Annotated in this window: 20 protein-coding genes; 5 read left to right on the plus strand and 15 right to left on the minus strand. The window is 63.4% G+C overall.

Translation table 11 applies throughout. From position 1 onward, the window contains the following. Positions 1 to 76: 76 nt before the first annotated feature. Both ilvB and ilvE read right to left on the minus strand, forming a co-directional pair. A complete protein-coding gene (ilvB, locus tag AB1402_04300) occupies positions 77 to 1,732 on the minus strand; it encodes a biosynthetic-type acetolactate synthase large subunit (GenBank protein ID MEW6540821.1) in 1,656 nt (551 codons plus the stop codon). Between the two features lie 191 nt (positions 1,733 to 1,923). Then, a complete protein-coding gene (gene ilvE / locus AB1402_04305; protein MEW6540822.1) occupies positions 1,924 to 2,805 on the minus strand; it encodes a branched-chain-amino-acid transaminase in 882 nt (293 codons plus the stop codon). A 532-nt stretch (positions 2,806 to 3,337) separates the two neighbouring features. Here ilvE and AB1402_04310 point away from each other — a divergent pair. From AB1402_04310 to AB1402_04325, 4 genes are all read left to right on the plus strand, one after another. Then, positions 3,338 to 4,063: an AzlC family ABC transporter permease gene (locus tag AB1402_04310; GenBank protein MEW6540823.1), complete on the plus strand. Its 726-nt coding sequence runs from the start codon at positions 3,338 to 3,340 to the stop codon at positions 4,061 to 4,063. After that, the gene (locus tag AB1402_04315; GenBank protein MEW6540824.1) at positions 4,045 to 4,362 is read left to right on the plus strand and encodes an AzlD domain-containing protein; all 318 of its coding nucleotides are present in this window, start codon (positions 4,045 to 4,047) and stop codon (positions 4,360 to 4,362) included. The genes AB1402_04310 and AB1402_04315 overlap by 19 nt, the downstream gene beginning before the upstream one ends. A 144-nt stretch (positions 4,363 to 4,506) precedes the next feature. Beyond that, a complete protein-coding gene (locus AB1402_04320) occupies positions 4,507 to 5,466 on the plus strand; it encodes a serpin family protein (GenBank protein ID MEW6540825.1) in 960 nt (319 codons plus the stop codon). Positions 5,467 to 5,711: 245 nt separating this feature from the next. Beyond that, on the plus strand, positions 5,712 to 7,358 hold the full coding sequence (locus tag AB1402_04325) for a putative manganese-dependent inorganic diphosphatase (GenBank protein MEW6540826.1): 1,647 nt from the start codon (positions 5,712 to 5,714) through the stop codon (positions 7,356 to 7,358). Between the two features lie 139 nt (positions 7,359 to 7,497). Here AB1402_04325 and AB1402_04330 read toward each other — a convergent pair whose 3' ends face one another. The 4 genes from AB1402_04330 to AB1402_04345 all read right to left on the minus strand — a co-directional run bounded on the left by AB1402_04330 (position 7,498) and on the right by AB1402_04345 (position 10,166). Further along, positions 7,498 to 7,995: a hypothetical protein gene (locus tag AB1402_04330; GenBank protein MEW6540827.1), complete on the minus strand. Its 498-nt coding sequence runs from the start codon at positions 7,993 to 7,995 to the stop codon at positions 7,498 to 7,500. A 281-nt stretch (positions 7,996 to 8,276) separates the two neighbouring features. Next, complete coding sequence (locus tag AB1402_04335) at positions 8,277 to 8,567, minus strand: hypothetical protein (protein ID MEW6540828.1); 291 nt, start codon at positions 8,565 to 8,567, stop codon at positions 8,277 to 8,279. A 27-nt stretch (positions 8,568 to 8,594) separates the two neighbouring features. Then, complete coding sequence (locus AB1402_04340; protein MEW6540829.1) at positions 8,595 to 9,836, minus strand: chromate transporter; 1,242 nt, start codon at positions 9,834 to 9,836, stop codon at positions 8,595 to 8,597. Between the two features lie 24 nt (positions 9,837 to 9,860). Next, positions 9,861 to 10,166, minus strand: a complete 306-nt coding sequence (locus tag AB1402_04345) for a PadR family transcriptional regulator (GenBank protein MEW6540830.1) — start codon at positions 10,164 to 10,166, stop codon at positions 9,861 to 9,863. Positions 10,167 to 10,316: 150 nt separating this feature from the next. Between AB1402_04345 and AB1402_04350 the strand changes: the two genes are divergently transcribed. Next, entirely contained in the window at positions 10,317 to 10,502 is a 186-nt protein-coding gene (locus AB1402_04350; GenBank protein MEW6540831.1) for a hypothetical protein, read from the plus strand. 173 nt (positions 10,503 to 10,675) lie between these two features. Here the strand turns inward: AB1402_04350 and AB1402_04355 are convergent, their stop codons facing one another. The 9 genes from AB1402_04355 to amrS form a co-directional block, all read right to left on the minus strand. After that, positions 10,676 to 11,170: a spore coat protein gene (locus tag AB1402_04355; GenBank protein MEW6540832.1), complete on the minus strand. Its 495-nt coding sequence runs from the start codon at positions 11,168 to 11,170 to the stop codon at positions 10,676 to 10,678. Positions 11,171 to 11,338: 168 nt separating this feature from the next. Then, positions 11,339 to 12,733, minus strand: a complete 1,395-nt coding sequence (gene argH / locus AB1402_04360) for an argininosuccinate lyase (protein ID MEW6540833.1) — start codon at positions 12,731 to 12,733, stop codon at positions 11,339 to 11,341. A gap of 79 nt (positions 12,734 to 12,812) precedes the next feature. Continuing rightward, positions 12,813 to 14,012: an argininosuccinate synthase gene (locus AB1402_04365; GenBank protein ID MEW6540834.1), complete on the minus strand. Its 1,200-nt coding sequence runs from the start codon at positions 14,010 to 14,012 to the stop codon at positions 12,813 to 12,815. A 172-nt stretch (positions 14,013 to 14,184) separates the two neighbouring features. After that, positions 14,185 to 15,120 (minus strand): ornithine carbamoyltransferase, encoded by a 936-nt coding sequence (gene argF, locus AB1402_04370; GenBank protein MEW6540835.1) that lies wholly within the window; start codon positions 15,118 to 15,120, stop codon positions 14,185 to 14,187. Further along, positions 15,117 to 16,319 (minus strand): acetylornithine transaminase, encoded by a 1,203-nt coding sequence (locus tag AB1402_04375; GenBank protein MEW6540836.1) that lies wholly within the window; start codon positions 16,317 to 16,319, stop codon positions 15,117 to 15,119. The genes argF and AB1402_04375 overlap by 4 nt, the downstream gene beginning before the upstream one ends. An 85-nt stretch (positions 16,320 to 16,404) precedes the next feature. Further along, a complete protein-coding gene (argB, locus tag AB1402_04380) occupies positions 16,405 to 17,295 on the minus strand; it encodes an acetylglutamate kinase (protein MEW6540837.1) in 891 nt (296 codons plus the stop codon). Between the two features lie 53 nt (positions 17,296 to 17,348). Next, entirely contained in the window at positions 17,349 to 18,572 is a 1,224-nt protein-coding gene (argJ, locus tag AB1402_04385; protein ID MEW6540838.1) for a bifunctional ornithine acetyltransferase/N-acetylglutamate synthase, read from the minus strand. Positions 18,573 to 18,607: 35 nt separating this feature from the next. Further along, a complete protein-coding gene (argC, locus tag AB1402_04390) occupies positions 18,608 to 19,651 on the minus strand; it encodes an N-acetyl-gamma-glutamyl-phosphate reductase (GenBank protein ID MEW6540839.1) in 1,044 nt (347 codons plus the stop codon). Positions 19,652 to 19,801: 150 nt separating this feature from the next. Beyond that, a complete protein-coding gene (amrS, locus tag AB1402_04395; protein MEW6540840.1) occupies positions 19,802 to 20,848 on the minus strand; it encodes an AmmeMemoRadiSam system radical SAM enzyme in 1,047 nt (348 codons plus the stop codon). Positions 20,849 to 20,864 lie beyond the last annotated feature (16 nt).

The following is a 20,864-nucleotide window of genomic DNA, read 5'->3' on the forward strand; positions in this document are numbered from 1 at the left end:
ACCTTATCCTTCTCCCGAGTCGAACCGGCCAAAGCGCCGCGCCAGCGGGCATCCCGAACCCGGCCCGTGCGAAAACCTAGCCGAGCATCCGGCTGATGGCCTCCCCGGGCGGGACAATCGGCATCACGTTCTCTTCGCGTTCCACGATGAAGTCCAGAAATACGGGCCGACTGGAGGCGATCGCCTGTTCCAGCGCCGGCCGCACCTCCGCAATTTTCTCGACCCGGATCCCCTCGGCGCCGAAGGCCTCGGCCACCTTTACGAAATCGGGGTTCACCAGCTCGGTCTGGGAATAGCGCCGGTTGTAGAACAGTTCCTGCCACTGCCGCACCATCCCCAGGTAGCTGTTGTTCAGGATGGCCACGTTTACGGGCAGTCTGTAGTTCACGGCGGTGGTCAGCTCTTGGATGTTCATCTGGATGCTGCCGTCGCCGGCGATGTCGAACACCAGTTCGTCGGGGCAGGCCACCTGCACGCCGATGGCCGCCGGGAAACCGTAACCCATGGTGCCCAGCCCGCCCGAGGAAATGAAACTTCGGGGCCGGGTGATGCAGAAGTGCTGAGCGGCCCACATCTGGTTCTGGCCCACCTCGGTGGTCACCCGGTAGCGGCGGCCCTGCAGCATGTCCGAAAGCTCCCGGATCACGGCCTGGGGCCGCAAGCCCTCACGGCTGTGGTCCAGCGGGTATTCCTTTTTCCAACGGGCGATCTTTTCCTGCCAGGCCGGGTCGGGGTTGCAGGTCAGGTTCTTGATCAGGTCGACCAGCACGGTACGCACGTCGCCGGCGATGGAGATGTCCACCGGGACGTTCTTGCCGAACTCGGCCGGGTCGATGTCGATGTGGATCACCTTGGCGTGGGACGCGAAGCTCTCGACTTTGCCGGTGACCCGGTCGTCAAAGCGCACGCCGATAGCCAGCAGGAGGTCGCATTCGTTCACAGCGTAGTTGGTGTACCGCGCCCCGTGCATGCCGAGCATGCCCAGGAACAGCGGGTGGTCGCCCGGGAGACAGCCGATGCCCATCAGGGTGACCGCCACCGGCGCCATGATGGTCTCGGCCAGCTTTTTAAGGTATTCGGACGCGCCCGAGTTAATCACGCCGCCCCCGGCGTAGATGACAGGGCGCTTGGCCTGGGCGATCAGTTTGGCGGCGGCGGCGATTTTGGCCGGCTCACCCGCGAGGCGGGGCATGTAGCCGCGCAGCCCTATCGGCCCGGGGTCCCGGTACTCGGTCTTCCCCGCGGAGACGTCCCGGGGGATGTCGATCAACACCGGGCCCGGCCGTCCGGTGGTGGCGATGTAGAAAGCTTCCTTCACGATCCGGGGCAGGTCGTTCACGTCCCGGACCAGGTAGTTGTGCTTGGTGATCGGCAAGGTGATGCCGGTGATGTCGGCCTCCTGGAAGGCGTCCTTCCCGATCATGGTGGTCGGAACCTGGCCGGTGATGGCCACCATCGGCACCGAGTCCATGGCCGCCGTGGCGATCCCGGTCACCAGGTTGGTCGCCCCCGGACCGGACGTGGCCAGGCACACCCCGGGGCGCCCGGTGGCGCGCGCGTAGCCGTCGGCGGCGTGGGCCGCGGCCTGTTCGTGCCTGGTCAGGACGTGGAGAAGGTCGGAATCGTACAGGGCGTCGTAAATCGGCAACACGGCGCCCCCCGGGTAGCCGAAAATGACTTCGACCCCCTCGTTCTTCAGGCACTCCACCAGTATTTGTCCACCGGTAAGCATGTCCTCACTCCTTCCTCATTCCGGGAATTACTCCCTGATGATCGCCTCGCTGGCCGCCGAACCGACGAGCCGGGCTTAACGGGCGAGATAACCCCTGGTGATATTTCGAAGATTCAGGCCGGGCCACGGTGGCGCTCCATCCCGGGCGCCGCCGCCGAAGCTTTCACCACGGCACCGCCGGACTATCCCCTTTAGGCGGGGAAGATCAGGGGGCCGTCGGTCTTGGTCAGTTCGCGGAAATCGGTGATCAGAATCCGGGTCATTTCTCCGGGCTGCCCGTCGCCGATGACGCGGGCGTCCACCTTGACCACTGGAATTACCTCGGCCGCGGTCCCGGTCAGGAAGCATTCGTCGGCGGTGTAGATGTCGTAACGGGTGAAAAGCGTCTCGACCACCTGAATGCCCCGCGCCCGGGCCAGTTCCATGACCGTGTTGCGGGTGATCCCCTCCAGGATGCCGATGTAGGACGGCGGCGTGATCAAAACCCCGTTCTTGATGATGAAGATATTATCCCCTGTGGCCTCCGCGACGTACCCTTCGGCGTTGAGCATTACGGCCTCGATCGTCCCCGCCAGGGAGGCCTCGATCTTGGCCAGGACATTGTTCAGGTAGTTGAGGGACTTGATCCGCGGATTCACCGCCTCAGCCAGGTTCCGCCGCGTCGGCACCGTGACGATGTCCAGGCCCCGCTTGTAGAACTCCTCGGGGTACAGCTGGATGGACGCCCCGATGCAGATCACGGACGCCCGCGGGCACTTCTTCGGGTCCAGCCCCAAGTCCCCCACGCCGCGGGTGACGACCAGCCGGATGTAGCCTTCGCGCAGGCCGTTCCTGCGCATCGTTTCCAGGACCACTTCCGCCATTTCTTCCCGGGTGATGGGGATCTCCAGCAAGATCACTTTCGCCGAATCGTAGAGACGGTCGATGTGGTCCTGGAGCTTGAACACCCGGTTGTGGTAGGCGCGGATGCCTTCGAAGATGCCGTCCCCATACAGGAGCCCGTGGTCGAACACGGAGACCACTGCCTTTTCCTTGGGCAGAAATTCACCGTCCACGTAAATGACCAGACCCATCTCTTTCATCTCCCCAGCGTTGTATTGTAGCGAATTCCCGGAAACAAACAAACCTCCGGTCCCGTGGCAGCCACAACTGCCAGGGACGAGAGGCTACGCTCGCGCGGTACCACCCTGGTTGCCGGCACCGTCGCCGGTGTCGACCGCTCTGCCGTGCCGGTTAGAGCACGGGGTTTTTTGGATAACGGGTTACCAACCCGGAAGCAACCTACTGACGCCGCTTAAGGCCTTTTCGGCCCCCCGGCGCTTTCAGCGCCCGGCTCCAGGGTGATCTCGGACCTGGGTCCCGCGCCGGTTTTCAGCTGCCCCGGCTCTCTGTGGCGGGCGATCGGCCAGGTCCTTCGTCCCTTTCTTCGCCTTTAAACGCTGTGTGAAAAGTTATAGCCTAGTATATAGAAAGCGGAACCGGGTGTCAATGATTTTTGTGCCTTTCAACCTACTGTTTCAATGATTGGCTGTCGAAAACGGCCTCCCGTTGTGTTAGAATAGCACGTGTATTATAAAGCCTCGTCAAAAGGGGTGAGACCGGCCTTTGCCGCCTGACGCCGCCGCCACCCCCAACGCCAACGCACACCCGTCCACGGAACTTGCCGCGGGCGCAACCCGGGCCGTGCCGATCATGCTCGGCTACGTCGTCCTGGCCATGGCCTTCGGGATCCTGGCCCGGGAGGCCGGCCTGACCATCCCCGAGACTATCGCCATGTCCGTGATCGTGTTCGCCGGGGCCTCCCAGTTTATCGCCGCCGGGATGTTCGCCGCCGCCATGAGTCCGGCGGCCATCATTATGACCACTTTTCTGGTGAACCTGCGGCACATCCTGATGAGCGCCGCGCTCGCCCCCCACCTGCGGGGCCTGCGGTTTCACTCCTACGCCCTGCTGGGATGGGGCGTCACCGACGAAACCTTCGCCTTGAACAGTGCCGAGTACGGCCGGCAGCCCCGCCACCACTGGTTTGTGTACGGCACCAATTTCGCCGCCTACGCCTCGTGGATCACCGGCACCATTATCGGCGCGTTTTTCGGCAGCCTGGTGCCGGGGATCGAACAGTTGCCGCTCGGCTTCGCCCTGCCGGCCATGTTCATCTGCCTGCTGGTCATGCAACTGAGTGACCGGCTGCTCCTGTACTCCGCCGTGCTGGCCGGGGGGCTCTCCCTGCTGCTGGGCCAGCTCCTGGAAGGCAACTGGAACATCATTCTGGCCACGGTCGTCACGGCCACGGCCGCTTCGGGGTGGGAAAAATGGAAAAGTTCTGGATAATCGCCGCCATGGGCGCGGTCACCTACCTGCCGCGGGCCCTGCCCCTGGCGGTGCTGGCCCGAATGAGGATCCCGGAGGGTTTCATCCGCTGGCTGCGGTTCGTACCGGTGGCGGTGCTGGCCGCCCTTTTAGCCCCGGAACTGCTCCTGCGCGACGGGGCCTTCGACCTGACCATCCGGAACCAGTACCTGCTGGCCGCCGTCCCCTGCTTCCTGGTGGCGGTGAAGACCAAGAACCTCCTGCTCACGGTCGGCGTCGGGCTGGCGACCGCCATCCTGCTCCAAGCCGTAATGCCCTAAGTTAAGGGCCTGGCCGGCCAGAACCCAATTGCGAACTGTTGCCCGCAATCAAATCATCGCAAGACCATTTAAATTAAACAGACACCCATGCCGCCTGCGGCACCATCGGAAGGATGAAAATAGGGGCTATTTACAGGGTAGGCGATGGCCGAGGTGCTTGGCGTGCAAGGGGGTGTCGGCCGAAGACCTGAACAAAGCCAATCAGGCCCTGCTCAAGGTCCTAAACTCCCCGGCCCCCGGGGTGAACTCGACGTCGCCAACTCGCTGTGGACCAAGCAGGATGTCGTGTTCGTGGCCGAGTTCCTGGAAACCGCAAAGCGCTACTACGGCGCCGAGATCGCCAAGCTCGACTTCAACGACCCCGAAGCTCCGGTGGTGATCAACAAGTGGGTGCAAGACCAAACCAACGGCAAGATCGACGGCATCATCGACCGCATCGACCGGGACGACGTGATGTTTTTGATCAACGCCATCTACTTCCTGGGCACGTGGACCACGGAGTTTGACAAGGCCCAAACCCGGGACCAGCCGTTTTACCCGGCCGGCCGCGCCCAAAAGCAGGTGCCGATGATGTCGCAGTCCGGCGATTTCCGCTACTTCCAGGACGCTAAATTTGAAGCCATCGAACTGCCCTACGGCAAAGACCAAAGCGCCGGGATGTACATTTTTCTGCCCGGGCGGGATTCGAACCTGGAGGAATTCCAACGGAACCTGAACACCGGCAACTGGGCGAAGTGGCAGTCCCGTTTCGCCACCAAGGAGGGCCGGATTTCCCTGCCGCGCTTCAGTATCGAGTACGAGAAAACGCTGAACGAAATCCTGTCCGGCATGGGCATGGGGATCGCCTTTCAGCCGTACGCCGCCGACTTCTCCAAGCTCTTCACGCCTCCGCCCTGGGCCTACATCGGCGAAGTGAAGCACAAAGCCGTTGTGGACGTTGACGAAAGAGGCACGGAGGCGGCGGTAACTTCAGTTTCGGTAAAGGTGACCTCCCTCCGTCCCGACGAGCCGTTCAATATGGTGGTCGACCGGCCCTTCTTCTTCGCCATCGTCGACAAGCAGACCGGCACCGTCCTGTTCATGGGGTCGGTGGCGAACCCCTGATTTCCTTATGGTAGCTCTTGAGGAAATATGAGACCACCTTGCCGCGTGCGGCGCCACATTTGGATTACCCGGACCCGCCGCGGCGAAGCAGGCGTCACCGCTCTACCGGCCCTTAACTTAAAGGCCTGCCCCCGCGAAGGGGGCGGGCCAAATTGTCCCCGCCGCCCGGCAGGATTCACCACCCCCGCTCCAGAAGTATTCCCGGCAGATTCACCCACCGTGTCCGAAAAGGGGGGGGTTCTTCGGTGAAACGCAAGCGGGTGCTGGTGATCGGCCACCGCTCACCGGACAGCGACAGCATCTGCGCCGCGATCGGCTATGCCTACTTTAAGAACATCCTGGACGACACCCAGGTTTACGTGCCCTGCGCCGCCGGTGCGCTGAACCAGGAAACGGAATACATCCTGGAGCGTTTCGGCCTGGAGCCGCCGGTACAAGTCGCCAGCGTCGCGGCCACGGTCGCCGACATGGATCTGAACCGGCCGATCTCCATCTCGCCCCGGGACTCCATCCTCGACGCCGCCAACCTCATCAAGGAGAAGCGCATCCGGAGCCTTCCGGTCGTGGATGAGGACGGCCGGCTGCTCGGGCTCGTGGATACGCAGCACTTGGCGGTGTTCTTCGCGGAGCGGCTCGACATCGAGGGGCTTTCGATCAGCCCGGTGCAGCTGCACCTCCTGATTTCGGCCCTGCAGGGGAAGGTGTTGGCAAACACCGGCCGGTTGACCATGCTCGGGGGGGACGTGTTCGTGGCCGCCTCCCAAAAGGTCACCACGCTGAACCGGGTGAAGAAGGGTGACATCGCCATCCTGGGGGACCGGACAGACATCCAGAAGGACCTGATCAAGGGCGGATGTGCCGCCCTGATCGTCACCGGGGACCACGCCATAAACGAGGATGTCCTGGAGTTGGCCCGCCGCCACCAAGTGCTGGTGATCAGCTCCCCTTACCGCACCTTCGCCACGGCCCAGTTGGTGAGCCTCTGCCGGCCGGTGTCCCACATCATGTCTCCCAACGTGCCGGTGGCCGAGCTGCACACCACTATCAGCGAGGTCAAGCGGCAGGTGGTGGAGTCGGACTGCCGCTGCGCCATGGTGGTGGACGAGGACGACCGGTTGATCGGGATCATCACCCGGAGTGACCTGTTGGACCCTGTGCAGAAACAGGTGATCCTGGTGGACCACAACGAAATCTCCCAGGCCGTGGCCGACATCGAGCAGGCCGACATCCTGGAGATCATCGACCACCACCGCCTCGGGGACATCTCGACCATCAAGCCGATCACCGTCTACAACGAGCCGGTCGGGAGCACCTGCACCATCGTCGCCTTGCAGCTTTGCCTGCACCAGGTGGAGGTCCCCCCAGAGATCGCGGGGGCGCTGCTGTCGGGCATCCTGTCGGACACCCTGCTCCTGACCCTGTCCACCACCACCGACAAGGACCACGTGATGGCCCACCGCCTGAGCGAGATGGCCGGGCTGAACCTGGCCGAGTACGGCAAGGAACTGCTGGCGGTCAGCGTCACCGCCGAGGGCATCCCGGCCCGGGAGATCATCACGCTGGACTTCAAGGAATACCACCTGGCGGGGAAAAAGATCGGGGTGAACCAGATCATGGTCCTGGACGACTCCGAGATCCAGGCCCGGGAGGCGGAGATCAAGGGCGAAATGGAGAAACTCTGCCGGGCGGGGGGCTATGACCTGCTGGTGCTCCTGATCACCAACCCGCTCTCGGGCAAAGGCGAGGAGATCTGGGTCGCGGGCGCCGAGCAGGAAATCGTAGGCCGGGCCTTCGGGGTCAAGGTCGAGGACGGCAAATGCTTCGTGCCCCGGGTGCTCTCCCGGAAGAAGGACTTCATCCCCCGGATTGCGACCGCCCTACGGGAACGGTAGGCGTCCATACTCTGTTCACCTTCCGGACTTGCCTTCAGGAGCCTAGTTGCAACAGGGACCTTATTAGGCTACGTTGTCCCAAGGAAGCGAATATAACTCCGCAAGCAAAAAGGCCCCGGAACCTGGGCCCAGGGCCTCGCTAGGACCATCCGATCTTGGGGGGCGGCCTGAACCGCGTGGACCGGTTCCGCCGGGAGGCGGGACGCTTGAAGCCCTTGGCGCTGTCCACAAGCACCTTCCCGAACCACACAGACGCCAAGTATACCACGAACTGACCCGGGCCGTGATTTTTCATTACTTCCCAGGGAAGGTAGCTTACCTGGGCTTCGCTAATGTCAAAGATCCGCATGATCAACAGCGTGGGAATGGCAAGCACCAGGGCGGGAAGACCCTGAACCAGGAGTTTGGACCAGTTGAAACCCGTATGTGTATCCCAGCGCTCAAAAAGCCAGGGCAGACCCAATAGGACTCCGAACATAACGTGCAGCAACGGTACCGCCGCCAGCAATACGCCAGCCAGGCCGTACTCAACCGCGACCATCAGCTGCAGCCGGCGGAGCAGCATGGAGGCCACCCAAAAGAACAGTATCAGCGCCGCAGCCCAGAAAATCTCCCTGCCAATAAGCCGTTGATTCATATGGATAATCCCCTTGAGACACAGTAACCGCCAAGCAGCGGCCGAACGGTACAGCGACTGGACTGGTTGCTTTTAGCATCAAGGCATTGTGAATTACTATTCGGCTCAGCCATACCATTCTCCTGTTTGCCTTCTAAAACTAATATTCAGAATAAACTTTTTTTGCCGTCTTTGGCTTAACAAGATGTTGTACGCGGCGCGCGGTCCGGCAGGTTGTTGCCGGCCTGGGCTCCGGGTTTCAGCCGCAAGAGGGGACACGAAACCTATTCCCGTGTCCTCTGCTATCTCTTCCGGGCATCCACGTAGGCCGCAAATTCGACCCGGCCGCCGCCGACCGCGGCTTCACCGGCAAACCGGTACATCAGGTCGTACTGCTCGTTGCGCACCAATTGCGGGTGGCGCGGGAGGTAGACCAAGGCGACGTGGGTGATCCGGGATTCACGGACGGCGAACCGCCCACCGGGAATCGCCCCGAAGAACCCGTCCACGTACACAAGGGACTCGTTTCGGAGCAGTCTCTCCCAGGCTTCGCCCGGCGTGAGCAACGGAATCTCCTCGCCCGTAAACTCCATTATGAAGCGGCACTAGTGAAACCAACTTCAGTTACCGGTCAGAAAAACCAGGATACCCCCGGCGGCCCCTGTGATGACAATTACCCACGACGGTAACTTCCAGTATTCAAGCATACCGAACAAAGCCACTGCCAGGACGAAATCGACCGGCTTATTGATTGAACTGGTCCAGATGGGATCGTAAAGGGCGGCCAGCAACAGGCCAACTACAGCAGCGTTGACGCCCATGAGCGAGCCCTGAACTTCGGGATACCGGCGGAGGGTTTGCCAAAAGGGCAAAATGCCGATGATCAACAGAAACGACGGCAAAAACACCGCCACCGTCACCAAAACGGCAACCGGCCAACCCCCCATCACGGCTCCCAGATAGGAGGCAAATGTAAACAGCGGACCCGGAACAGCCTGAGCCGCCCCATAGCCGGCCAAGAACATTTCCTTGCTCACCCAGCCCACCGGCACGACTTCCCTTTCCAGCAGCGGCAGCACCACGTGTCCCCCGCCGAAGACCAGGGCACCGGCACGATAGAAGCTGTCAAACACCGCCAGTTCCTGATACGGGATCAGCTGTCTCAAGACCGGCAAAAGCAGCAACAAAAAGAAAAATAAAGCCAAAGAGATCAGGGAGACTGCGCGGTTAACGGGTACGGTAAATCGTGAAGCATTGGGTACCTCTATTTTTTGATACAGCAGAGCGCCGGTTAGTCCTGCCAAAAGAATCAAAAGAACTTGGGCTCCGGCGGATTGCGCCATCAGAACGACGCCTGCCGTGACTATGGCGATTGTGGCCCGGTTCCGGTCCGGGATCAGGTTTCTGCCCATACCCAGCACGGCATGGGCGACGACGGCGACCGCCACAATCTTAAGACCGTGAATCAGGCCCGTGCTTTCCAGATTGAATCCCGCCAGCAGGAGGGCGAAGGCAATCATGACCAACATGGACGGCAGGGTGAAACCAAGCCAGGCCGCAACCGCACCCGGAATGCCTCCGCGCATGGCCCCGATGGCCATCCCCACCTGGCTGCTGGCCGGGCCGGGCAGTATTTGGCACAAAGCGACCAGGTCCGCATAACTGCCGTCATCCAGCCACTTGCGCCGGCGCACGTATTCGTGGTGAAAGTAGCTCAGGTGGGCGATGGGCCCGCCGAAGGAGGTCAAGCCGAGCCGGGTGGTCACAGCCAGTATTTCAATAATATTCTTTAAGCCCACTCTGTTCGGGCTGGTCGGACGGTCAACACGCGTATTTTCTATGGGATTGCCCTCAATATTCACGCCTCGACGCTCCTTTTTACGGAGTTACAGGACTTCACCCACCAATTCCCTGATTCTCCCTCGTGCTTCCTCTAAAGCCGCCTTGCCCGTCTGTGTGATACTGTAGTACTTTCGCGTCTTTCCCATAACCACGCGTTCCTCTTTTTTCAGGTAGCCCCTTCGCTCCATTTGGTGGAGGGTGGGATACAAGGTCCCGGGGCTGATTTCATATCCGTGCCCGGCTAGTTCTTGGATCAAGTAGGCGCCGTAGACCGGTTCTTGTTCGGCATGGTAGAGGATGTGAATCTTGATAAAACCCAAGAAGAATTCTCGGATCATTGACTCGCTCACGTCATCACCCCTTCGATAACGGAGATCGATATTGCTTTCCGATATTATAGCACAAAAAGGGGCTGGGAGAGGGGCTGGGAGAAAAACAGACGAAACGGCTTTTCTCGACCACTTTCCCCTTATATCCTCAGCCGGAAAGAAGCATTGAAGATGCAGCCCGTATATTTCGACCTGGCGGACAACCACCTGATTATCTATGATCCAGCCGGTTTAATCGACCACATCATTAAGGCCTCCGGGGAACTGCTTCAGCGGTCGGGGGCACGCAAGGTCCAGCACGGCAACACCTGGGAATGGCAGACCAAGGACGGTTTTTTGGGAGGGATGAACCTTTGAAGCGGGATAAATTGACGGCAGCCTATTTGAAAAAGGCCGAGGTTCGTTTCCGGGCGCGAGAGCTTCTACCGTGATCACGAAGCCTTGGTGCCGTACGACGGAGGCGGACTTGATTCAAGCAAGTCCGCCTCTGGTCAAGGGGCCACAGAAAACACAGAAACCTTGAGGAACCACTACTGCGGGTTATACATGCCCCGGCTTTGCATGTAGTTGAAGATGCCTTCTCCGTGTTGCTGCTCCTCTTTTTGGATGTGGTTCAACGCTTGGCGCATGGCGGTGTTCGTGAATTCAAAGATGGCTGTGTCGTAAGTGCCGGAAACGTATTTCTCGGTCATCAAGAGGTCGTTGCACAGGGCGGCGTCCTTCTCATTTGCCGTGGCTCCCTGCATAGGAACCGGTTGGTCCCGGAACTGCACGAACTGCTTTTGCTGTTGGAGTTGCTGTTGCCGGCTTTGCCGACCCTGCTGCAGGTTTGGCACCTCACCGTTCAGCATCTGGTTGATGGTGTTCAGGTGCTGCCTTTCCTGCTCGGCATAGTCGGCAAACAACTGCTTTAACTCGGGGTCCTGAGCCTCCTGGGCGTAGTTGGTGTACTTCTGGATGCAGATTTCCTCGTGGCTTTTCTGGTCCTGCAAAAGCATTCTTTCCTTCTGGGTTAGGTTGACCACTGCAAACACCTCCGGCAACTATCATGCCCTGACCGAAGGTGTTTTCATTCGGAGAAACAGAGACGGCCTCATCACGACATCATCCAGGCGCCATTCCTTTCCCGCCATGCAAACCCGGAGCGTGTGCCTGAATATGCCTAAAAGCGAAAGCGGTTTAGAAATGGGATCTCAAGAACTGGGCAGGCTAGACTCCTCCAGGCGCGCGCGGGCGCGGGCGATGGCGGCGCGGACCGTTTCGGGCGCCGGGCCGCCGCGCGCCTTGCGGGCGGCGAGGCAGTGCTCGACCCGGATGGCGGCGTACACGTCCTCCCCGACGGCCGCCGAGAACCGGCGGTACTCGTCCAGGGTGAGTTCCTCGAGGGTCTTGCCGTGATCGAGGGCAAAAAGGACTATCTCGCCAACGACCGCGTGGGCCTCGCGGAACGGCACCCCCCGCCCGGCCAGGTAGTCGGCCAGGTCGGTGGCGTTGGTGAACCCGCTCCGGGTCGCCCGGGCAAGAGCCTGCTCCCGGAAGCTGACGGTGGCGACCATAGCGGTGAACACCAGGAGGCACTTCTTCACCGTGTCCACGGCGTCGAACAGGGCCTCCTTGTCCTCCTGCATATCCTTGTTGTAGGCGAGCGGCAGCCCTTTGAGCATGGCCAGCAGCGCCTGCAGGTCCCCGAATACCCGGCCCGACTTGCCCCGGATCAGCTCGGCCATGTCCGGGTTCTTCTTCTGGGGCATCATGCTGCTCCCGGTGGCGAAGGCGTCGTCCATCTCGGCGAACCCAAATTCTGCCGAGGTCCAGAGCACCAGTTCCTCGCAAAACCGCGAGAGATGCACCATGATCAGGGCGGCCGCGGCGCAGAACTCGACCGCGAAGTCGCGGTCCGACACGGCGTCCAGGCTGTTTTCGGCCAGGGCGGCGAACCCCAGTTCGGCAGCCGTGTATTCCCGGTCGATCGGGAAAACGGTCCCGGCCAGGGCGCCGGCGCCCAGGGGCAGCACGTCGGTCCGGCGGCGGCAGTCGGCCAGCCGCCCGGCATCGCGGTGGAACATCTCCACGTAGGCCAGCAGGTGGTGCGCCAAGGTCACCGGCTGCGCCCGCTGGAGATGGGTGTAGCCCGGCATGAGCGTCTCGACGTGGCGTTCGGCCAGGTCCAGGAGAGTGTGCTGGAGTTCGGCCAGCAGCTCCCGGACGGCGTCGATCTCGTCCTTTAAGTACATCCGGACGTCCAAGGCCACCTGGTCGTTGCGGCTGCGGGCGGTGTGCAGTTTTTTGCCCACATCCCCGACCCGGGCGATCAGCAGCCGTTCCACCAGGCTGTGGATGTCCTCGTCATCCGGGGAAAAGGCCACCCGGCCGGCGTCAAAATCCGCGAGGACCGCCTGCAGGCCGGCCTCCAGTATGCGGGCCTCTTCGGTGCTGATGATCCCGGCCCGCCCGAGCATGCGCGCGTGGGCGGCGCTGCCGCGGATGTCGTAGGCGTACAGGCGCCGGTCAAAGGACAGGGACGAGTGGAACTCCTCCACCAGCGGGTCGCTCCCCTTGCGGAACCGCCCACCCCACAGTCTGGACATATATCTTGCCCTCCGTTATAGGGAAACTCAATCAATCGGAAACACGGGCGCAAGGTAATCGTGATCGGCCGCGGGCTCTTCAGCGGTTGCGCTTGCGGACCCGGGCCTGTATCCGGACCGGGAGCCCGAACAGGTTGATGAACCCGGCCGCGTCCTTTTGGTCGTAAACCTCGTCCTCCTCGAAGGTGGAGAGGTCCTGGTCGTACAGGGAAAACGGGGACCAGGCCCCGGCCGGGACGCAGTTCCCCTTGTAGAGTTTCATCCGCACGCGGCCGGTGACCGGTTTCTGGGTCTCGGTCACGAAGGCGTCCAGCGCCTGCCGCAACGGCGTGAACCAGAGGCCGTCGTAGACCAGCTCGGCATAGCGGACGGCGACGGTGTCCTTGAAGTGCAGGGTGTTCCGGTCCAGGGTCAGCAGTTCCAACTCGCGGTGGGCGGCCGTCAGGATGGTGCCCCCGGGCGTTTCGTAGACGCCCCGCGACTTCATCCCGACCAGGCGGTTCTCCACCATGTCCACGATCCCGACCCCGTTGGCCCCGCCGAGGGCGTTCAGCCGCTCCACCAGGGTGACCGGGTCCGCGAGGGCGCCGTCCAGGCGGGCCGGGACGCCCCGCTCGAACTCCAGCTCCACGTAGGCCGGGTGGTCGGGCGCCCGCTCGGGCGGGACGGTCAGAAGGTAGAGGTCGTCCGGCGGTGCGTTCCCGGGGTCCTCGAGCACGCCCCCCTCGTGGCTCAAGTGCCAGAGGTTCTGGTCCATGCTGAACGGGCGTTCCTTGGTGGCGGGCACCGGAATGCCGCGCGCGGCGGCGTAGGCAAAAGCCTCCCGGCGGGAGCGGATGTCCCACTCGCGCCAGGGCGCGATCACCTTCAGGTCGGGGTTCAAGGCCATCACGCTAACCTCGAAGCGCACCTGGTCGTTGCCCTTGCCGGTAGCGCCGTGGGCGACGGCTTTTGCGCCTTCGGCCTCGGCCGTCTCCACCAGGCATTTGGCGATCAGCGGGCGGGCCACCGAGGTGCCCAGGAGGTACTTGCCCTCGTACACGGCGCCGGAGCGAACCAGCGGAAAGAGGTAGTCCTCCGCGAACTCGCGCTTCACGTCCCGGACGTGCACCCCGGCGGCGCCGCTTTTGAGCGCCTTTTCGCGGACGGCGTCGTAGTCGTCCCCTTGGCCGAGGTCAGCCACCATGGCGATGACCTCGTAGCCGTAGTTCTCCTTAAGCCACGGAATGATGATCGAGGTGTCCAGGCCTCCGGAGTAGGCCAGTACCACTTTGGGCATTTCGCGTCGCGTCTCCCTTCAATTCTACCGGCGCTGTGCCGGCACCTCAGGTTGGACCACCCTGTACGCACCAAGCCGCACACGGTGCCACCCGCGATGTGACTGCTTCTGTTAAGCTACTGGTCCTGACCCTTAACATAACCGCAATAGGGTGCCGGAAGGCGGTGCTTGCTTAGAGCACCAGGGCCAGGAGCGCCTTCTGGACGTGCAGGCGGTTCTCGGCCTCGTCCCAGATCACGCTGTGCGGGCCGTCCATGACTGCGTCCACCACTTCCTCGCCCCGGTGGGCCGGCAGGCAGTGCATGAAGATGTAGTCCGGCCGGGCGTGCGCGGTGAGCGCCTCGTTCACCTGATAGGCGGCAAAGGCCTTGACCCGGGCGGCGTGCTCGCTCTCCCGGCCCATGGACGCCCATGTGTCGGTGACCACCACGTCGGCGCCGCGGACGGCGGCCACCGGGTCGGTGGTCGGCTCGACCGCCCCGCCGGCCGTCAGCGCTTCGGCGGCCGCCCGGTAGACCAGGTCCGGCGCCGGTTCGTAACCGCGGGGCGACGCCACGGCCACCCGCATCCCGAGGCGGGCCCCGCCCAGGAGGAGCGAGTGGGCGACGTTGTTCCCGTCGCCGACGTAGGCCAGCTTCAGCCCGGCCAGGCGGCCCTTGTGCTCCAGAATGGTCAGCAGGTCGGCCAAAATCTGGCACGGATGTTCCCGGTCGGTGAGGCCGTTGATGACCGGCACGCCGGCGTGGGCGGCCAGCTCCTCGACGTCGGACTGCTTGAAGGTCCGGATCATGATCCCGTCCACGTAGCGGGAGAGCACCCGGGCGGTGTCGGCCACCGTCTCGCCGCGGCCCAGCTGCAGGTCGGCGGCGTTTAAATACAGGGCGTGCCCGCCGAGCTGGAACATGCCGGTCTCGAAGGAGACCCGGGTCCGGGTTGAGGGCTTCTGAAAGATCATTGCCAGGGTCTTGCCGGCGCACAGCGGGTGGGCCTCGCCGGCCTTTTGCCTGGCTTTGAGGTCCCGGGCCAAGCCGAAGACGGCCTCCAGCTCCGGAACGGAGAAGTCCAGGATCGAAAGGAAGTCGCGCCCTTTGAGGCTCGTCAACCTCATCCCTCGCTTTCTTGGGCCAGTGCGGCGGCCAGGATGTCCGCCGCGGCGTCCACCTCGGCCGGGGTCACCGTGAGCGGCGGCAGGAAACGCAGAATCCGGTCGCCGACGGCGTTGATCAAAAGCCCCGAATCCTGGCAGCGTGCCTGGATGACCTTGGCGGCGTCGCGGTCCAGTTCGGCGCCGATCAGCATCCCCAAGCCCCGCACCTCGCGGATGAAGAGGAAACGCGATTGCAGTTCCTCCAGCCGGTGGCGCAAATGCCCGGCCGTGCGCGTCACCCGGTCGAGGAAGCCGTCCTCCAGGATGGTTTCCACCGCGGCCGCCGCAGCCGCGCAGGCCAGGGGGTTGCCGCCGAAGGTCGACGCGTGGTCGCCCGGCGTGAACGCGGCGGCCACGTCCTCCCGGGCCAGGGCGGCGCCGATCGGGAACCCGCCGCCCAGCGCTTTCGCCACGGACATGATGTCCGGCGTGATCCCGTAGTGCTCGTGGGCGAAGAGCCGCCCGGTGCGGCCGATGCCGGTCTGCACCTCGTCCAGGATCAAAAGGAGCCCGCGTTCGTCGCAGAGCGCGCGCACCCCGCGCAGGTAGTCCGGGGCGGCGACGTGCACGCCGCCCTCGCCCTGGACCGGCTCCAGCATCACCGCGCCGGTGTGTTCCCCCACGGCGGCGCGCAGGGCGTCCAGGTCGTTGAAGGGGACGTGCCTAAAGCCCGGGGGCAGCGGCTCGAACCCCTGCTGGTACTTGGGCTGCCCGGTGGCGGTGAGCGCCGCGAGCGTCCGGCCGTGGAAGGACGCCCACGCGGTGATGATCTCGTAGCGTTCCGGGCCGTGGCGCTTTTTAGCGCACTTGCGGGCCAGCTTGATGGCCGCCTCCACCGCCTCCGCCCCGCTGTTGCAGAAGAAAACGCGGTCCAGGGCGGAATTTTCCACCAGGAGCCCGGCCAGGCGCACCTGCGGCTCGATGTGGTACAGGTTCGAGCAGTGCATCAGCACCCCGGCCTGCTCCCGGACCGCCGCCACCACCCGCGGGTGGCAGTGGCCCAGGCCGTTCACGGCCACGCCGGACACAAAGTCCAGGTACCGCCGGCCCGCGGCGTCCCAGACGTAGGCGCCCTCGCCGCGCACCAGGGCCAGCGGCAGGCGGCCGTAAGTCTGCATCAGGTACCGCCCCGCCTGCGTGATGATCTCCTCCTGGTTCAAAACCACCAACCCCTCTCCTTGCTCCCCAGAGCGGCTCCCCACAAAGTCAAAAAGTGTCAGAGGAAATAGGGGACTGTCCCCCTTTTTAGGGGAGGACCATGGTGCCGATGCCCTCGTCGGTGAAGACCTCCAGCAAGACGGCGTGCGGCTGGCGGCCGTTTAAGATGTGGGTGCGGTTCACCCCGGCCCGCAGCGCCTCCAGGCAGGCCTCGACCTTGGGGAGCATCCCGCCGCTGACGACGCCTGCTTCCCTGAGGGGGCCGACCTCCTCCATTCGGATGACCGACATGAGGGATTCCGGGTCGCCCGGACGCCGCATGATCCCCTCCACGTCGGTCAAGAGCACCAATTTTTCGGCCTGCAGCGCGGCCGCGAGTTTCCCCGCCACATAGTCGGCGTTGATGTTGTAGCTTTCCCCGTCCGGGCCGACCGCGGTCGGCGCGATGACCGGGATGTAACCTTCCTTGATCACGTTCTTGATGATCTCGGGGTTCACCCGGGCCACTTCGCCCACAAAGCCGATGTCGACCGCTTCCCAACTGCCGTCGGACTTCTTGACTTCGGGCATTTTCTTAGCCGCCTCGAACAGGTCGGCGTCCTTGCCGCACAAGCCGATGGCGCGCCCGCCGGTCTTGTTGATCAGGCCGACGATTTCCTTGTTCACCTTGCCGACCAGGACCATCTCCACGATTTCCATGGTCTCGCGGTCGGTCACCCGCAGGCCGTTGACGAAGTCGGACTCCTTGCCGAGCTTGCGCAGCATGTCGGTGATGTCCGGGCCGCCCCCGTGCACCAGCACCGGGTGCATGCCCACGTACTTCATCAGCACAACGTCCTGGATCACCGCCTGTTTCAGCCGGCGGTCCGCCATGGCGTGCCCGCCGTACTTGACGACCACGATTTTGCCGTAAAACTTCTTGATGTACGGCAGAGCCTCCACCAGGATTCCGGCTTTATCAAGCGCCGTAAGCTCCATCCCCATGTTCCCGCTGCCCCCGTCCACTTTTCCAACCTCCCGCCTTCGCTTGATCAGGTTCGGTAGTTAGCATTGATCCGCACGTAGTCGTATGAGAAGTCGCACCCCCACGCCCGGGCCTCGCCGTCCCCGTCGTGAAAGTCGACCGTGACCACCACCGGGTCCCGGGCCAGAATCATACCGGCCCGCTCCTCGTCAAAATCCAGCCCCCGCCCTTCGCCGGCCACCTGGAGGTCGCCCAGGTACACGTCGAAACGGTCGGGATTGAACACGGCGCCCGAATAGCCGGCGGCGCAGATGATCCGGCCCCAGTTGGCGTCGTTGCCGAAAACAGCCGTCTTTACCAGGCTGGAACTGACCACCGCGCGGGCGGCCAGGCGGGCGTCCTCTGCACTCGGCGCACCCTTGACCCGCACTTCCAGCAGCCGGGTCGCCCCCTCTCCGTCGCGGGCGATCGCCCGGGCCAGGCGGGCGCAGACCGCGGTCAGCGCCTCCACGAAACGGTCGTAGGCGGCGCTGCCGGCGGCCGCCGGTTCGGCCCCGGACCAGCCGTTGGCGACGGCCACCACCATGTCGTTGGTGCTCGTGTCCCCGTCCACGCTGATCATGTTGAACGACCGGTCGACGGCGTAGCGCACGGCTTCCTGCAAGAGCCGCCCCTCAACAGCGGCGTCCGTGGTGACAAAAGCCATCATTGTGGCCATGTTCGGGTGAATCATGCCGGACCCCTTCGCGATGCCGCCGATGGTCACCACCGGCCCGTCCGGCACGGCTTTGAAACGCAGGGCGGCCTGCTTGGGCACGGTGTCGGTGGTCATGATCGCCTCGGCCGCATCGAGCCCCCCCTCGGCGCTCAAAACCGCCGCCGCCCGCGGGACCGCCTCCGCGATCTTCTCCAGGGGCAGGCGCTGCCCGATCACCCCGGTGGAGGCGACCAGTACCGTCTCCTCGGGGATGCCAAGCGCCGCCGCAGTCACGCGCCCCATCTCCAAGGCGTCCTCGATCCCGCCGGGGCCGTTGCAGGTGTTGGCGTTGCCGCTGTTGATGACCAGGGCCTGCAGCCGGCCGGCACGGACTCGAGGCATGGAGACCACGAGGGGCGCGCCCTTGACCCGGTTGGTCGTAAAGACCCCCGCCGCCGTTCCCGGGCGCTCCGAAAAAATTAGCGCCAGGTCCTTCTTGTTGCGTTTCAACCCGGCGTGCAGCCCGCTGGCCTTGAAACCCCCGGCGGCCGTGATCCCCCCGCCGTCCAGCCACTCAAACTCGAAATCAGGCATCACAAGCCCTCCTGGATTCTATATTCCTGTTCCTCCTAAGGATACAGCCCCGGGGACATCAGCCCCGTGGTCTCGTCCAGGCCGAACATCAGGTTCATGTTTTGCACCGCCTGGCCGGAAGCGCCCTTCACCAGGTTGTCGATCGCCGCGAGCACGATCACCCGGCCGGTGCGCGGGTCGGGGACCACCGCCAGGTCGCAGTGGTTGGTGCCGGCCACCGCCTTGGTCTGCGGCAGCACCCCGGGCAGGAGCACCCGGACGAACGGTTCCTCCCGGTAGTAATCGGCGTAAAGCTCGTATAGCTCGTCCCTGTCCGGCAGCGCCGCCGCCGGACGGGTGTAGATGGTGGCCAGGATCCCCCGGACCATCGGCACCAGGTGGGGCGTAAAGGTCACGGTCAACTCCCGCCCCGCCAGCCTTCCCAACTGCTCCTCGATCTCCGGCGTGTGCCGGTGCATCCCCACGTTGTAAGCCTGGAAGTTCTCGTTGGTCTCGGCGAAATGGGTCTTCAGGGAAAAACCCCGCCCCGCTCCGGAAACGCCGGACTTGGCGTCGATCACCATCCCGCCGGGGTCGATCAAGCCCCCGGCCAAAAGCGGCGCCAGGCCCAGGATGGATGCCGTCGGGTAGCAGCCCGGGTTGGCCGTCAAGGCCGCACCGCGGACGGCCTCACGGTTGACTTCCGGCAGGCCGTACACCGCATGGGGCAGCAGTTCGGCGGCGGTATGGGGCACCCGGTACCAGGATTCATACACCGCCTGGTCACGGAAACGAAAGTCGGCCCCCAGGTCGACCAGCTTCTTGCCCTGGGAGAGCACTTCCCGGGCCACGTCCATGGAATGCCCGTGCGGCAGGGCCGTGAAAAGCACGTCCGCCCTGTCCACCAGGCGGGGCAGGTCAAGTTCCTCGCACTGCAGGTCGGTGTAGTTCTTCAGGTGCGGGTAAACCCGCCAGTAGTGCTCGCCGACATAGCTGCGGGAAGTCAAGCCGGCCAGTTCGACGTGCAGGTGGCGGGTCAACAGACGGACCAGCTCCGCGCCCGTATAGCCGGTGGACCCCACGATTCCAACCTTGATCAATGCTCCCGACCCCCCAGAACTAATGTTCATAATTATACAAAGACATCTATAAAAATTCAACCTTAAATTTCGGAACGGGTGCCGATTTCTGAACGCCGAATTTCTGAACAATTGCGGATTTAGGGGAAGAGGGTAGTATTGAAGGGAACCTCAAAAAAGCCCCCCGCGCCGCGGCCGCCGCTCGGAGTCCGTGACGCGCGCCTCCCCGGCGATATTCAGGGCGTAGCCGCAGTGCGCGCAACGGTTGCCGGCACTCAAGTGCAATTCCCGGACAATGTACCCCGACCGCTCAATGACCTTTTTTTGGCATTGCGGGCAGTAAGTATAACCGTTTTCCACGTCCCAGACGTTCCCCAGGTACACATGGGCGAGCCGTTCTTTAGCGATCTCCCGGGCGCGCCGCATCGTCTCGAGCGGCGTCGCGGGAAGATCCAGGCGGTAGTTCGGAAAATAGCGGGACAGGTGCAAAGGAATCTCCGGGTTGATCCCGGCTATCCAAGCGGCCAGCTCCCGGATTTCCTCCGGGGAGTCGTTCTCCCCGGTGACCAGGAGCGTGGTCAGCTCCACCAGGCACCGCGGCGCCGCCGTCTCGACCGTGCGCCGGACCGGGTCCAGGCGCCCGGCACACATCCGGCGGTAGAAGTCGTCGGTGAAGGCCTTCATGTCGATGTTCATGGCGTCCACGTACGGCAGAAGCCGCTCCAACGGCTCCGGTTCAATGAACCCATTGGTGACCAGGACGTTTTTCAGGCCGGCCTTGCGGGCTTGCATTGCCGTCTCGTAAACAAACTCGTACCAGACCACCGGTTCGGAATAGGTGTAGGCGATCCCGATGCAGTGGCGGTTCTGCCGGCGGGCGAGCTCGACGATCTTGGCGGGCGTGACCCGGATGGTCGAGGGCTCCCCGTGGGCGATCTCCCAGTTCTGGCAGAACCGGCAGTGCAGGTTGCAGCCCACCGTGCCCAGCGAGAAGATCTCGTGCCCGGGGTGGAAGTGGTACAGTGGTTTCTTCTCGATCGGATCGACACCGTAAGAGGCGACCTCCCCGAAGTTCAAAGTGTGTAAAACGCCGCCCACGTTCTTGCGCACACGGCAAACACCGGTGCGGCCTTCCTTGATCACGCACCGGTTCGGGCAAAGCACGCAGGTGACGTATTGTTGCTCCGGTTCGGCGACAAAGAACTCGGCCCGGCGCAAGGGCAACCCACCTTCC

The organism is Bacillota bacterium, assembly GCA_040757205.1.
In the GTDB taxonomy this organism is placed as follows: Bacteria; Bacillota; Desulfotomaculia; order Desulfotomaculales; family Desulforudaceae; genus Desulforudis.

Coding starts and splice junctions, on each gene's coding strand:
- ilvB (MEW6540821.1), bottom strand. CDS start 1,732: ATGCTTACCGGTGGACAAATACTGGTGGAGTGCCTGAAGAACGAGGGG.
- ilvE (MEW6540822.1), bottom strand. CDS start 2,805: ATGGGTCTGGTCATTTACGTGGACGGTGAATTTCTGCCCAAGGAAAAG.
- AB1402_04315 (MEW6540824.1), top strand. CDS start 4,045: ATGGAAAAGTTCTGGATAATCGCCGCCATGGGCGCGGTCACCTACCTG.
- AB1402_04320 (MEW6540825.1), top strand. CDS start 4,507: ATGGCCGAGGTGCTTGGCGTGCAAGGGGGTGTCGGCCGAAGACCTGAA.
- AB1402_04330 (MEW6540827.1), bottom strand. CDS start 7,995: ATGAATCAACGGCTTATTGGCAGGGAGATTTTCTGGGCTGCGGCGCTG.
- AB1402_04335 (MEW6540828.1), bottom strand. CDS start 8,567: ATGGAGTTTACGGGCGAGGAGATTCCGTTGCTCACGCCGGGCGAAGCC.
- AB1402_04350 (MEW6540831.1), top strand. CDS start 10,317: ATGCAGCCCGTATATTTCGACCTGGCGGACAACCACCTGATTATCTAT.
- argH (MEW6540833.1), bottom strand. CDS start 12,733: ATGTCCAGACTGTGGGGTGGGCGGTTCCGCAAGGGGAGCGACCCGCTG.
- AB1402_04365 (MEW6540834.1), bottom strand. CDS start 14,012: ATGCCCAAAGTGGTACTGGCCTACTCCGGAGGCCTGGACACCTCGATC.
- argF (MEW6540835.1), bottom strand. CDS start 15,120: ATGAGGTTGACGAGCCTCAAAGGGCGCGACTTCCTTTCGATCCTGGAC.
- argB (MEW6540837.1), bottom strand. CDS start 17,295: ATGGAGCTTACGGCGCTTGATAAAGCCGGAATCCTGGTGGAGGCTCTG.
- argJ (MEW6540838.1), bottom strand. CDS start 18,572: ATGCCTGATTTCGAGTTTGAGTGGCTGGACGGCGGGGGGATCACGGCC.